Below are 13,942 nucleotides of genomic sequence, written 5' to 3' on the forward strand. Positions count from 1 at the left end.
GCATGGACCGTTTCGCCGGGACGCCACTCGACGCCGTAAAGTGAAGCGAGCCACTCGACTTGATCGGCACTTCGTCGCTGACGAGGCCGGATCGCTACGATGTGGGCTGCTTGTCCCGAGGAGAGGTCGCAATCCAGTCATGACCGCAACGCACGCCGACTACCGGCTGAGTCAGCTCGACCAGCTGGAGGCGGAGTCGATCCACATCTTCCGCGAGGTCGCCGCCGAGTTCGAGAAGCCCGTCCTGATGTTCTCGGGCGGCAAGGACTCGATCGTGATGATGCGCCTGGCGGAGAAGGCGTTCTACCCCGCGAAGATCCCGTTCCCGGTGCTGCAGGTCGACACCGGCTACGACTTCCCCGAGGTGATCGCCTGTCGCGACAACTGGGTCAACCGGCTCGGTGCCCGCCTGATCGTGGCGAGTGTCGAGGAGGCGATCAAGGACGGCATCGTCATCGACGACGGCAAGACGTCGCGGAACCGCCTCCAGATCGGCACGCTGCTGAACGCACTCGAGGAGGGTGGCTTCACCGCCGCCTTCGGCGGCGGTCGCCGCGACGAGGAGAAGGCCCGCGCGAAGGAGCGCGTCTACTCCCACCGTGACGAGTTCGGTCAGTGGGACCCGAAGAACCAGCGCCCCGAGCTGTGGAGCCTGTACAACGGCCGGATCCACGAGGGCGAGCACATGCGGATCTTCCCGATCTCCAACTGGACCGAGCTGGACATCTGGCACTACATCGGCCGCGAGGGCATCGAGATCCCCTCGATCTACTTCTCCCACCAGCGCCGCGTCTTCGAGCGCGACGGGATGCTGCTGACCGAGTCGGACTACAACCCGCTGCGCGCCGGTGAGACCGCGACCGAGCGGACCGTCCGGTTCCGCACCGTCGGCGACCTCACCCTCACCGGGTGTGTGGAGTCCGAGGCCGACACCATCGACAAGATCATCGACGAGATCGCCATCGCCCGCGTCACCGAGCGCGGCGCGACCCGTGGCGACGACCGGTTCTCCGAGGCAGCGATGGAGGACCGGAAGAAGGAAGGCTACTTCTGATGAGCGACCTCACCACCGACCTCACGAAGGCTGAGGTTGCGCAGGAGTCCCGGAACATGGACCTCCTCCGGTTCGCCACCGCGGGCTCCGTCGACGACGGCAAGTCGACCCTCATCGGTCGGCTGCTGCTGGACTCCAAGTCGATCTTCGAGGACCAGCTCGAGGCCGTCGAGGCCACCAGCCAGTCCAAGGGCTACGACTACACCGACCTGGCGCTGCTGACCGACGGGCTGCGCTCGGAGCGCGAGCAGGGCATCACGATCGATGTGGCGTACCGCTACTTCGCGACCCCGACGCGGAAGTTCATCATCGCCGACACCCCCGGGCACGTGCAGTACACCCGGAACATGGTCACCGGCGCCTCCACCGCCGACCTGGGGCTGGTGCTCGTCGACGCCCGTCAGGGGCTGACCGAGCAGTCGCGGCGGCACGCGGTGATCCTCTCGCTGCTGCGCGTTCCCCACCTGGTGCTCGCGGTCAACAAGATGGACCTGGTCGACTACGACCAGGCCGTCTTCGAGAAGATCCACGCCGAGTTCACCCAGTTCGCCACCAAACTGAACATCCCCGACCTCCAGGTCATCCCGATCTCGGCGCTCAAGGGCGACAACGTCGTCGAACGATCCGCCCAGATGTCCTGGTACTCCGGCCCGACCCTGATGCACCACCTCGAGAACGTCCACGTCGCCTCCGACCGCGACCTCGTCGACGTCCGATTCCCGGTGCAGTACGTCGTACGCCCCAAGTCCGACGAGCACCACGACTACCGCGGCTACGGCGGGATGGTCGCCGGGGGCGTCCTCAAGCCGGGCGACGAGGTCGTCGTCCTGCCCTCGGGCATGACCTCGAAGATCGCCGGCATCGACCTGTTCGACAAGGAGGTCACCGAGGCCTTCCCGCCCATGTCGGTCACCGTGCGTCTCGAGGACGACCTCGACGTCTCCCGCGGCGACCTGATCGCGCGGGTCAACAACGCTCCCAAGCCGTCCCAGGACATCGACGCGATGATCTGCTGGATGACCAACGAGCCGCTCCGCCCCCGGCAGAAGCTCGCCATCAAGCACACCACCCGCTCGGCGCGCGCGCTGGTCAAGGACATCCAGTACCGCCTCGACGTCAACACCCTGCACCGCGACCAGGAGACCCGGGAGCTCGGCCTCAACGAGATCGGCCGCGTCCAGCTGCGCACCACCGTGCCCCTGCTGTGCGACCCCTACTCCAAGAACCGCGCCACCGGCTCCTTCATCCTCATCGACGAAGCCACCGGCGTCACCGTCGGCGCGGGGATGATCAACACCGGCAGCTGAACTCGGTGGCGAATCAGTTCCAACGGATTCGCCACCGACGTTAGACCGGGCTGACAGGGCGATGACGCACGACCGCGTCGTCGCCCGGTCAGCATTTTGGCAGCATGAAACCTCAAGCGTTCGAGCATGCGACGATATGACCCGAAGGCTGGACAGCGTCGCCCCGCAGCGAACGGAGACGGAATGACCCAGCGAGTCCTGATGCTCGCCAAAGCATTCCCACCCGTCACTGGGGGGATCGAAACCTTCTCCGAGCAGGTCGCGCGCGCCTACCTCCGGGCGAAGGTGAGGGTAGATGTCATCACTCAGACCACGCTCCCCGCCGGTCGCAGCGAGGTCCAGTACCCTGAGGGATACCTTCAACTCCTCAATGCCGGGCCTGGTCCTCAAGCGCCAACGGGACTCAGGCTCAGCAGGTTGGCACGCGAGCTTCTGAAATCCGAGGAGTATGCCTACATTCACGCGACCAGTTGGCGCGCTGGCTTAGCGACACTACCGGTCCGACGCGGGGTGCCGCTGTTTGTATCCGTCCATGGGCGTGAAGTCCTGATCGTTCCCCGTGCCATGCGTCCCCTGATGCGTGCCACCTTCCGGCAAGCAACCGCCGTGGCTGCGGTGTCGACAGCGACGAAGCAGTTTGCATACTCAATGTGGGGCGATGCCATCGGAGCAGACTCCTGGAGAGTCATCGGAAACGGATTGTCGTTCCCACCTCAGCCGACACGTGACCATACGGAAGATATGCAGGCGCGCCCACTGCGCATTCTGACCTTGGCGCGCCTCGTGCCGAGGAAGAACGTACAAGGGTGCCTATCCGCGCTCGCGCAACTGACGGCTTCCGGACGAACCGACTTCGAATATCGGATCGCTGGAAGCGGTCCCCTGGCCGATGAGCTTCGCCAACAGAGCGATTCCCTCCGACTCTCCGGGCAAGTGCGCTTCCTCGGACGGGTTCCCGACGCGGACGTCGCCGCCTTGTATAGATGGGCTGACGTCTTCCTTCACCCACAAGTCGTCGCCAACGACGGCACCGACGTTGAAGGCTTCGGGATCACGATCGCCGATGCGATGTCCTTCGGATGTGCTGTCATCGCCGGCGACAAGGCTGGTCCGAGCGACTTCATCACCGACCAGAGGACTGGCTACTTGGTTGACGGCAACGATCCTCAAGCCATCCAGCAAGCCGTTCGACGCCTGTTGGACGATCGTGGCCTTGCCCGCAGTCTTGGATCGGCGGGCCAGCAGAGCGTAACGGAAATGCTCTCCTGGGACGACCACGTCAAACGGGTCCTTGAGATCATGGCACCGCAACCCGGCCCTGCCCAGGCAGAGTCGCGCTGGGGTGCGACCCCGTGAACAATCGGCGGTCCTCGGCCATGTGCGAGCAACGAAATCTAAACGCCGAAACAGCAAGCCAGCAACCATCCGGGTTCGGATTGTGGCATGTCTGTGCTACGCCATTGCCGACAACGACTCGGCACACTCGTAGCCCTGGACGCTCGTTGTGAGGCGGTTCATGGTTCCGATCACGAGCCGATATGGCGCTGTCATGGTGCAGTTCGTCACGATTGCAGTCATCGCCCGGCACCTATCGTCAGACGACTTGGCCAGCTACTTCGTCGTGATGGGGATCGTGCTTGCGACGTACTTCGCCGCCGGACTCGGACTACCTGATGGGCTAGTACGCCATGTACCCCGAACGTCCATCACCAGCCGAACTACCGCCGTTGCGCTCCTGAAACGTGCATTCTTGATTTCTCTTGCCACAGTCCCAGTCGGCGGCGCTTTCTGCGGTTTGGCTATCGGGATAGTCACCGAGTCGGGGCTGATCGGACTCCTGGCCGGCACCTGGTGGGTGTGCTACGGCGTCATCTTCGTGTCCGCACAGGTAGTTGTCGCTTCAGGAAGCCCAAACCTGGGCAGTGCGATCTTCTACACCTTCGCAAACGTCGGACAGATTCTGTTGACCGTCCCACTCGTGCTCGCCGGCATGGCCTCGTTGACGGAGACCCTGTTGGCGACCTGCGTGGGCTGCGGTTTGGCGGCGTTGATTTCGCTGGGGCTCGCCGTCACGAAACAGCGACGCACGGACATTCCTCCCTCATTAGCGATGAACCGGTCGGAAGTCCCCCCGCTCGGCACCGTCTGGCGGGACGGCGCATTCATGGGTGCTGCCCGGATCGTGCAGGGGTGCCTTATCTGGAGTCCCGTCTGGGCTGCGGGCGTCATCTTACCTGGCGCGGACACGGCGAACGTGGCGTTGGCGGGTCGTCTGACGTCGGCGGTCGGAGCGGTTATCGCGGCGATCCGCTTCTCCATCAGGCCGGAACTCGCCACGAACGCGGCATCCGGCAACTGGGCAGCCATCGAACGACGGGGTCGGTCGATCGCCCTAGCGGCGTCGTCCATTGCCGTCCTCTCCATCGTCGGAGCAGCAGCCCTGGCTGATCCTGTTCTGACAGCCGCCTTCGGCACTGAATTCAGTGGCGCGCACTGGATCTTGGTGGCCATGTTGTTCGCCACCCTGGCCGAGAGCTTTGGTGGACCGGTTGACGAAGTTCTACGTATGTCCGGGTACGCACGAGAGGCATTCGTCGCACAAGCCGTCCTTCTTCCCGCTGGCTTCGGCGCTGAGGTCATTGCTGCGGCTCTGGCGGGGCCTGTGGCGCTCGCCTCCACGTTCGCTGCAGTGGTCGGAGCCCTCTACGGATACTTCGTCGCGAAGTTGTATCGTTCCGAAGGAGTGCTTGTCCTAACCCCGCCCCTTTCTCGTGTGATGTCGACGCCGACCCGGTTGGTCTCCAACGCTGACGAAGCAGCCGAGGCGACCGCGAAGTCATGAAGCTCGCCATCCGTCTGGCTCGCCAAGCACGATTCGTCCGACGACTCACGATACGCATGGTTCTAGGCCGCCTCCGCCAAGAAGCTATCCGTCGGTATGTCGCCCCGGTTTCGTGGCACCGGCGCTCTCGCGAGGTCCGCACGCGGGATCTCCGGGGTTTGGCTGCCCTACGCGCCTTTGCCGACGCGTACTCCCCCCAGGGAACCAGGTTTGAGTCTGTCGTGCCGCTACTCCACCGCGGGACCTTTGTATCGGGCGGCATCACGAAGGAGTTCGGGTCACCGGACAAGGTCCAGTGGGGCAAGGAGATCGCCGAGAACCCCGCTGCATACCGGTGGGAACACGATCTCGCCTACTTCAACTTTGCGTTGCCGCTCATTGATTGCGACCCGGAGCGTGGCCTCAGCACCGTCGCCATCCTTCTCAGGGCCATGGAGACGCAAGCGGATGCTGATCCGGGCGACCTTCGCAAGTTCCACTGGTCACCAATAGCCATGGCCTACCGGTGCATGTCACTTACGGCGGCGCTTGCTCGGGTCCCACACGGCCACATCGGCTCGTACCCCGATCGATGGATTCTCGCGCGTCATGTGCGATTCTGTGGCGGAATGCTACGACTGCAGGCCGAACGGTACTTAGGTTTCAACCACGCCGTCTTTACGGAGATGGGTTTGATGGTTGCTCATGCACTCCAGGGTCGGGAGCGTTCCGCTCGTCGTTCAGCCGTTCGAGTGCTCCGGACTCTGTCTCGCTGCATCACGACCGATGGTGTTTGGGCCGAGCGTTCGCCCACCTATCACATACACATGCTTTCCATGGCGCAATGCCTGAAAACCAGTGGCAGCCTTCCGGCACGGTTCGAAGCCGAAGCCGTGCGCGTGGAGAACGTTATGCGGGAGGCAATGGACGCCATCGTGCACGTCGACGGCGAAGTGGCCGTGTTCAACGATGCTGCCATCGGAGATGCCGTCACACCTTCGTCGGTCGGCTGGGTTCCCAGCGCGGCGCCCCGCGACCTCGTGCTGACCGACGCCGGCTACGCGCACATCATCCGCGATCGGCTCAGCGTGATATTCGATGCCGGCCCCATGGGTCCGAGGGAGGTTCTGGGGCACGGACATGCAGACTTCCTTTCCATTCAGGTCTGCATCGCCGGAGCGCGAGTTGTCGTCGACCCGGGCGTTGCTGCCATCGCTGCTGGGCGTGACCGCGATTGGACGAGATCTGCGGAGTCCCACAACGGTCCCACCTACGGCGGCGTCGAGCCGGCCGAATTTTTTGGAGCATGGCGCGTGGGCTGGAGTGGTACCGCGTCGCTTTCAGCCTTGGTTCGGCACTCAGAGCGGGAGGTCGAGTTGGCGGGCACCGCTGACGGGTATTCCAGGTTTGGGGGAGGCGTGTCCCGGCGGCTGATCGTCTCCGACGACGCAGTATTGCTGCGCGACACGTGGGTTCCTATCCGCGGAAGGCAGATGGTCAGCCGCTTCATCGTGGACGAGGCGTGGCGGATCGACTCAACCGAGTCGGCGCTCGGTCTCCGGCACCACTCGGGAGCCAGGGCTCAGTTCTCTCTGACTACCGGCACCCTCGGCTCGATCCGAGCCGTCCACCACTTTCCTCGTGGCCCCTCCGAGCCGTGTCTTGGACGCGAGATCGAGTTTCTAGCGCCCGACGGACTTCTCGAATTGGAGATCAGAGCGCTCTGACCCGCGCTAGGAACTCTGTAGGTCCCTGGGCTCGACGTCAGTTCGGCTACCCCGATCGCTGACGAACAAGAGCCAGTTTCTAATTCGACCGGTGTGCGCTTCGCCCAGGAAGAAGGCTGGATAGCAAGCAGCAGCAATGAGACCGGACGCGACGTAGACGACGACCACTTCGACACTGGCCGAAAACTCAGTCTTCGCGCCGATCGCCGTGGCGACAAAAGCGACGATCGGGCGGTGAAACGCGTACAGGGTGTAGGACCAGGCGCCGACCCACGCCCAACGCGACACCCATCGCCGCTGCCAGGCCGCCGACGGCCTCGTCGCATAGCTGACCAACGGTAGACTTGCGACACCCACGACAAGAAACCGGATCTCATCCGAAATCGACGAAACACTGGTCGCTGCACAGACAATAGCCAGTCCGAGCGCAGCAACCCCGACGCTGCGCGGGGCGACTGGATCCTGAGTGACACGCCGGACGTCGTGCCACATCGCAAGCGCGACGCCAAGAAGCCATGCCGGGATCAGCCAAAGCAGGTGCCAACCGAACAGCGCGATGACACCGAAGACAATTACGACGTTTATGCCGACTCTGATGACGCTGCGCGAACGCGCTTGCGCCAAGGCCAGCACGCCGGCGGCGAATACCACGTAGAACCAGAACTCATAGGACAGCGACCACAACGACCCGTTGCTACCGATCGGGTCACATCGCGCATCCTGCAGGAAGGCCAGGTTGCAGACTACCTCCCGGGCAGTCGGCGTCTCGTCTGCCTCGGCCGAGGCAGCGTTGGGCTCGAAGAGGCCACGGGTCCACCAGTCGACCACTAGCGTGAATAGAATCGTCGGCACGAGGACGACATAGAGGCGCGAGAGGCGGCGGATCGCGTACGTCCTCCAGGTGAATCGGTTGGCTCGGACGTTCCGGACAACCTGCCCACCAACGAGAAAGCCCGACACCACGAAGAAGAGAGCTACGGCCTCCGCAGCGAATCCAGTCGGGGCCAAGGCTAGCTTCTGCCAACCCTCGCCCTGCTTTGGGTGCCCCTGCGCCACGAGGATCTGCGCTCGCGTGTGTCCCATCACTACCGCAAAGGCCGCAAGACCACGAAGCGCATCCAGAGCAACGAGGTTGTGCCTGTGAGGTGCCTCCACGGCATGAGCCTAGGTGCGCGGGAGAACGGAGGCGTGAAGTCAGAAGAACTAGGGCGAAACTCACAAGACGCACTCGATCACCACCGACCACTGATGCGACCCTTGTCACCCAAGCCTAGTCAGACCTTGCCACCTGGCCCGACACCGCGTCGTAGAAGTTGCGCTCAAGCACCTCGAAGTGCGCTTCCCACGTCCAGTGCTCGAGCACGAACGAGCGCGCTCGTTCCCCAAGTTGATCGGCCACGACACGGTTCTGCAACAACTCAAGGACCGCGTCAACAACGTCGTTCGGCTCATCGGCGATCCTGAGCACGCCGGGGGGCGCCATGATGCCTTCGTTGGCTACCGTCGACGCAACAACCGCCTTCGCGCTGGCGAGGTATTCAAGGAGCTTGTTCTGCATGCCGCCGGCGGCCAGCATCGGGTTCACACACACCGCGGCGCTCCGGATGTACTCTCCGACGTCGTGCACGGTGCCAGTCACCGTGATCCCGTCCGCCGCCTGCAGGGCACGGATCTCCGATACAGGATCGCGGCCCACGATCAGCCACTCGAGATCCGGTCGGACCCGCTTCAACTCCGGCCAACAGTTGTTATAGAACCACAACACGGCTTGAACGTTCGGCTCGTAGACCATCGAGCCTGAGAAAACGAGACGGTTCGGGATGACATCGTCACTCAGAGCCGGCCTGAATACCTCGACATCGGTCCCATGAGCACCATACAACCAGTTGGAGATCATGGGCTGCCCCTCCGCCTCACAGGCCGCTGCGACAGCTTCCACATCCTTGGGCCCGATCAACATCACCTTTGTGAAGCGCCGCCATACGCGTGCCTCGAACCGACGCATCAACCGAGTCTCGATGCGATAGATGAGCCTGCGGGTGAGGCCATGAGAATTCTGCGCCATCCGACCGGTGTTGAGCGTCTGCGACAACTGCATCGCGAGGAAGGCGGCCGTCCTGCGCCCGCCAAGTTGCGTGGCATGATTCGGGCGAAACCATCGCGGAATCGCTGGTGCCGACCGCACATAATAGCAATAGACGACATCGTAACATCCGCTTCCGATGGCACGAGCCAAGTCGCGCTCCAACCGCCTATTCTGGAATATGCCGACTTGCAGTGGATTCAGCCGGAAGAGGCTTCCCAGCAAGCCAACGCCGAAATGCAGCGGTCCCTGGTCGTAGATTCGCAGTTGCCGACTCGCACCCTCCAACCACCTGCGCTGCTCAGGCGTGAAATCGCCGTCGACGTCGAGCGTATACAAGTCGACGTCATGTCCTCGCTTGGCAAGGAAACTCAGCAGGTGAGCGATCGTGACCTGGTCGCCGCGCATCATGGGAAATGGGAGACGGCTGTAAACGACAGCGATCTTGAGCGGCCGTTCCGCCTCACCGACAGACATGTCCTTAGGCAGATTTAGACTCATCGTTAAAACTCAACTCAAGCTAGGGCATTGATATCGACCACTGGCCCGACATCAAGATCGAGATCGGAAGCGATCGACCGGGAGTCGATCACTAGGTCCCACATTGTCGCATGGACGGTCTCTTCATCGACGAGAATGTCCCGAATGAAGGGCGAATTGGACAGCGCCCCGAGATTCTGTCCGACAAGGCTGTGAGGCGCGACGAATGGGTCAAATACTGACAGTTGGTAACCGGCAGTGATCAGCATTCGAGCAAGGTCGACATTGGGCGATTCGCGCAGGTCATCACTCTTGTCCTTGAATGCGAGGCCCAGCATGAGGACCCTGGCACCGTAGATGAGGTCGCGAGTGACGTATTCAAACAGGAAGTCCTTGTGCGCCGAGTTCGACTGGAGCAAGGAGTCGATCAAGTGCGTACCGGCACCCGCCGTTCGTGAGATGTACTGAAGCGCTCGAACGTCCTTCGGCAGACACGAACCACCGAAGGGTCCGCCGGGACGGAGGTAATAGGGGGATACATTCAACTTGGTGTCAGCGATGAAGATCTTATGAACCTCAGTGGCACTTATGTCGAGACGAGCGCAGATCCTACCGATTTCATTTGCGAAGGCAGTCTTGACGGCATGGAAGGTGTTGTCTACAAACTTGGTTATCTCGCTTTCGCGGTACTTCACATAGAAAACCGGGGCATTGATTCCATCGTTTATCGCGTCAATTGCGGCGGAGCGCTCGCCGTCCTTCGTGCCGACCACGATCTTTGGTGGCGCGAAGAAATCGTTGATCGCAGAAGACTCTCGAAGAAATTCTGGATTGTAGACAACTTCGACCCTCCCTGCGGCGTCCCCGCCCAAGATCGAGTTGAAGATCGGTTGAATCAGTTCCTCGATCGTTCCGGGGCGAATCGTGGATCGGTACGCCACTGTGACCTTGCGACCCGGGTTGGTCTGAAAGAGTTCCGCGAGCTGTCGCGTGACCTCAACGATGTAGGTCATATTGTGGGACCCGTCAACCGCACTCGGTGTGCCGACACAGACGATTACCAACTCTGCATCAGCAACGTCCTGCGTGAGCGTCGTCGTTGCCCGGAGCAATCCACGCTTGACTACGGACTCGACCAGATCATTCAGGCCCGGTTCCGTGATCGGAGACCGACCTTCCTCCACCCGCTGAACCTTGGTCGCGCTGGGATCGACTCCGACCACCTCGTGGCCGCGACTGGCAAGACACGCCGCAGCCGTCATGCCCACGTATCCCAGACCCATGATCGCGATTTTCATGCACACCTCTCCAGGCCAGCGCGGACGGCCAGTCTCGAGAGAGACGTTAATGCCGGCAGGCCGCCCGCGCAGGGGTACTTGACTGTGACCTGTGCGGCGATCGACACGGCCGGGTGCCTCGGTTCGACGACACCGCTACAAGTTCTCCTATTCGTCAGCCGTCGTCGACCGACTGCTTGTTGCGACCTGCCGCTGTGGTGAGGACAAGCCTCCGGGGGGAGTGGGTCGCACCGTTGCCCACATGACGACTGCGGCAAGCACTACGCCACCAATGCGCGATCCATAGGCGAAGAACCAGCCGTTGAACGAGTACAGAGCCGCGGCGTAAACCGCGGCGAGCGGAACTACCCACCCGATGCTCCCCGCAACGACGCGCAGGTAGACGCGCTGGCTCACGAAGCCAGCAACGACACAAGCGATCAGGGCGCCCGGGAACCCGAAGTCCAAGAGCAGGACCCGGAAGACGGTCATCGCATTCGACATTCCACCGTCGCCGATCGCGACTGCCTCGACCTGTTCGCCGAACCCCTCGCCGCGTGCCAACCCCAACGGGACGAGGACGCCCCGCGATAAGTTCTCTCCGAATCCACCGCCACTCGGGTCCACATCCGCGCTCCACTGAGACAGCGCGGGCATGTATCCGGCGAACCATGCGCGCAAGTAGTCGAGCGTCGCGCCGACGCGCTCGAATGACATGTCGCCTCTCCGCGCAGACTGGACGACTACAACCCACACGAGAAAGCCAGCGACTGCGGCGGCTCCGCCCGCCGCGGCTCGCCCACTCACGCTGAAGCCCACGCCGACGACGAAGACCTTGGTGGCTAAGTACGTGCCGAGGACCATGAAGATGGTGATCAAGAGGTAGCTGCGAACGCCGGTGCTCGCGCTCGTGACGAATGCGAGCACTAACACCGCGCCCATCTGTAGCCGCGCGCGCCACCTCGCCTCATTCCTCGCGACAGCAACTTCCAGGCCAGCGAGGACCGAGGCAGCCACGAGGAGAGTGGCCGAGACCGTGATGGCGGTGGGGGTGACCCAGACTCCGTTGACACTGAAGTTGGACTTCGTCACCCGGAGCGAATCGGAGAACTGCGAATAGGACCCCCCGAGCATCGAGTTCAACCCGGGGTGCCCGATCTGTCTGAGGCCGATCTGGAGAGACAACACCGCCAACATCAGACACGCAACACAGGTGACCAAGCGTGCTCTCGAACCCGTACCCAGGTTGACGACGCGGCCCGTAGGCGAAGACCCGGGGACCCGCGACACGGCTGGTACAGCCAAGTAGGCCGCGAAGAGGAAGGCCAGATTGCAGGCTGCGACAAACACCGCCGTTCCCCAGTCCAGGAGGTATCCGGTGCCGAGAACGGCCTGACACGCCCACGCAAATGCCCATGCGTAGGACCACACATGTCCCGGCGTGTACTTTGCGGGGAGCACAAGGGTTGCGAAAGCCACCAGCGCGACGGCTGCGCCAGCACTGAAGAGCACCATCGAGTCTGACCCCCGGATCCCTAATGCTGTCTGCGTCGACGTTCTCGCAGCGCTACTTCAGAGCCATTTGACACCGAGTGCAGCGTGTCTCGCGAAAGAAGGCGCCGTGTGAGCCTTGAGGTAGTCGGAGCCGCTTCGCGCTTCGACTCCACGGCGTCGCGAGCCTACAGCGTCGGTGCGGGAGCACTGGGCTGACGCGTGTCTCGCCCGAGCACCCGCCGAACGCACGGCGGTCCTGAACGAACCGATCCGGGTTGGTCTAGACTCGCGCAAGTCTTTGAAGAGGGGGTCTGCGGCGTGGAGTTGCGTGAGTACTTGCGCGTGATTCGTCGTCGTTGGCTCACCGTCCTGTCGACCACCAGCATCCTTGTGGCTGTCGTTGCAGGATTCACGTTGGCGGCAACTCCGCAGTACCAATCGGTGGCACAGTTGTTCGTCACCACCCAGACCTCAGACACAGCATCCGATCTCAACCAGGGCGGCTTGTTCTCTGCCCAACGGGTGACGTCCTACGCGGACCTGGTGGACGGCCGCGAACTGGCCAAGACCGTGGCATACGACCTCGGCCTCGATCTTGCTCCGAACGAACTCTCGGCAAAGGTCCGCGCGTCGGCGGTGACCGACACCGTCAACCTGGAGATCACGGCGACGGACGCCGAACCGCTGCGCGCCCAGGCGATCGCTCAGGCGTATGCAGAGAGCCTCGTCGACCTTGTTAGGCAACTCGAGACACCCCCGGGCAAGTCGCGCGCCCCCGTCAAGGCGACCATCGTCGACCCGGCTGACTTGCCGAGTGACCCAGTCAGCCCCCGGCCTGCCCGGAACATCGGGCTCGGGCTCGTGTTCGGGCTTGTGCTCGGCGCCGGCCTCGCCGTACTCCGCGAGCTACTCGATGTCACGATCAAGTCGCCAGATGACATCACGACCGCAACCAACGCTCCAGTGCTGGGCGGGATCACGTTCGATGCGGCGACCAGACAACACCCGCTCGTCACGTCGCTTGAGCCTCACGCGCCCCGCGTCGAAGCGTTCCGGGTGCTGCGCACCAATCTGCAGTTCGTGGAGGTCGACAGCGCCAACAAAGTCTTCGTTGTGACCTCAGCAGTTCCCGAGGAAGGCAAGTCCACGACCTCGGTCAATCTGGCGCTCACCATGGCTCAGGCCGGTCATCGAACGCTGCTGATCGAGGGCGACCTGCGTCGGCCGAAGGCAACCGCCCAGCTCGGACTCGACCATGCGGTCGGTGTCACCACGGTGCTGCTGGGCAAGGTTTCACTGGACGACGCTATCCAGAAGGTGACTGACAGTGACCTGGACGTCTTGGCGAGCGGCACCATCCCACCCAACCCAGCAGAGCTGCTGCAATCGAACGCGATGGCCGACCTGCTCAAGCAGATCCGGGACCGGTACGACATGGTCATCATCGACGCGCCGCCGCTGCTGCCAGTGACCGACGCGGCGCTGATCGCCTCGCAGGCCGATGGCGCCCTGCTCGTCGTTCGCTATGGCAAGACCACCAAGGACCAGCTCAGCCAAGCCGTCGATCGCCTGCAGCAGGTCGATGCACACCCCGTCGGCGTCGTGCTCAACATGGTGCCGAACAAGCGACGCGCATCAGGGTACGGATATGGCTATGGCTATGGGTACGGCTATGCGCCTGAGCAACCGGCCCCCTGAG

10 protein-coding genes are annotated in these 13,942 nt (G+C 62.9%); 6 read left to right on the top strand and 4 right to left on the bottom strand.

Annotation, left to right across the window (positions count from 1 at the left end):
- Nucleotides 1-139 precede the first annotated feature (139 nt).
- From cysD to FHU40_RS29440, 5 genes are all read left to right on the top strand, one after another.
- Nucleotides 140-1,054: a sulfate adenylyltransferase subunit CysD gene (cysD, locus tag FHU40_RS10050; RefSeq protein WP_183592044.1), complete on the top strand. Its 915-nt coding sequence runs from the start codon at nucleotides 140-142 to the stop codon at nucleotides 1,052-1,054.
- The gene (cysN, locus tag FHU40_RS10055; protein ID WP_183592045.1) at nucleotides 1,054-2,361 is read left to right on the top strand and encodes a sulfate adenylyltransferase subunit CysN; all 1,308 of its coding nucleotides are present in this window, start codon (nucleotides 1,054-1,056) and stop codon (nucleotides 2,359-2,361) included. Before cysD ends, cysN begins: the two co-directional genes overlap by 1 nt.
- Nucleotides 2,362-2,544: 183 nt before the next feature.
- Complete coding sequence (locus FHU40_RS10060) at nucleotides 2,545-3,717, top strand: glycosyltransferase family 4 protein (protein WP_183592046.1); 1,173 nt, start codon at nucleotides 2,545-2,547, stop codon at nucleotides 3,715-3,717.
- A 193-nt stretch (nucleotides 3,718-3,910) separates the two neighbouring features.
- On the top strand, nucleotides 3,911-5,203 hold the full coding sequence (locus FHU40_RS10065) for a lipopolysaccharide biosynthesis protein (protein WP_183592047.1): 1,293 nt from the start codon (nucleotides 3,911-3,913) through the stop codon (nucleotides 5,201-5,203).
- A 221-nt stretch (nucleotides 5,204-5,424) separates the two neighbouring features.
- Nucleotides 5,425-6,909, top strand: coding sequence for a heparinase II/III domain-containing protein (locus tag FHU40_RS29440; protein ID WP_183592048.1), 1,485 nt, complete (start codon nucleotides 5,425-5,427; stop codon nucleotides 6,907-6,909).
- 6 nt (nucleotides 6,910-6,915) lie between these two features.
- Here FHU40_RS29440 and FHU40_RS10075 read toward each other — a convergent pair whose 3' ends face one another.
- From FHU40_RS10075 to FHU40_RS10090, 4 genes are all read right to left on the bottom strand, one after another.
- Nucleotides 6,916-8,064, bottom strand: a complete 1,149-nt coding sequence (locus FHU40_RS10075; protein ID WP_183592049.1) for an acyltransferase family protein — start codon at nucleotides 8,062-8,064, stop codon at nucleotides 6,916-6,918.
- Nucleotides 8,065-8,179: 115 nt separating this feature from the next.
- Nucleotides 8,180-9,469: a glycosyltransferase family 4 protein gene (locus FHU40_RS10080; RefSeq protein ID WP_183592050.1), complete on the bottom strand. Its 1,290-nt coding sequence runs from the start codon at nucleotides 9,467-9,469 to the stop codon at nucleotides 8,180-8,182.
- Between the two features lie 38 nt (nucleotides 9,470-9,507).
- Nucleotides 9,508-10,770 carry a nucleotide sugar dehydrogenase gene (locus tag FHU40_RS10085; RefSeq protein ID WP_183592051.1) on the bottom strand — a complete coding sequence of 421 codons (1,263 nt, stop codon included), beginning with the start codon at nucleotides 10,768-10,770 and terminating at the stop codon, nucleotides 9,508-9,510.
- A 147-nt stretch (nucleotides 10,771-10,917) separates the two neighbouring features.
- Nucleotides 10,918-12,264, bottom strand: coding sequence for an O-antigen polymerase (locus tag FHU40_RS10090; RefSeq protein WP_183592052.1), 1,347 nt, complete (start codon nucleotides 12,262-12,264; stop codon nucleotides 10,918-10,920).
- 297 nt (nucleotides 12,265-12,561) lie between these two features.
- Here FHU40_RS10090 and FHU40_RS10095 point away from each other — a divergent pair, with 297 nt between their 5' ends.
- Nucleotides 12,562-13,941, top strand: coding sequence for a polysaccharide biosynthesis tyrosine autokinase (locus tag FHU40_RS10095; RefSeq protein ID WP_183592053.1), 1,380 nt, complete (start codon nucleotides 12,562-12,564; stop codon nucleotides 13,939-13,941).
- Nucleotide 13,942: the final 1 nt, after the last annotated feature.

It is taken from the genome of Nocardioides soli (assembly GCF_014191495.1).
In the GTDB taxonomy this organism is placed as follows: domain Bacteria; phylum Actinomycetota; class Actinomycetes; order Propionibacteriales; family Nocardioidaceae; genus Nocardioides; species Nocardioides soli.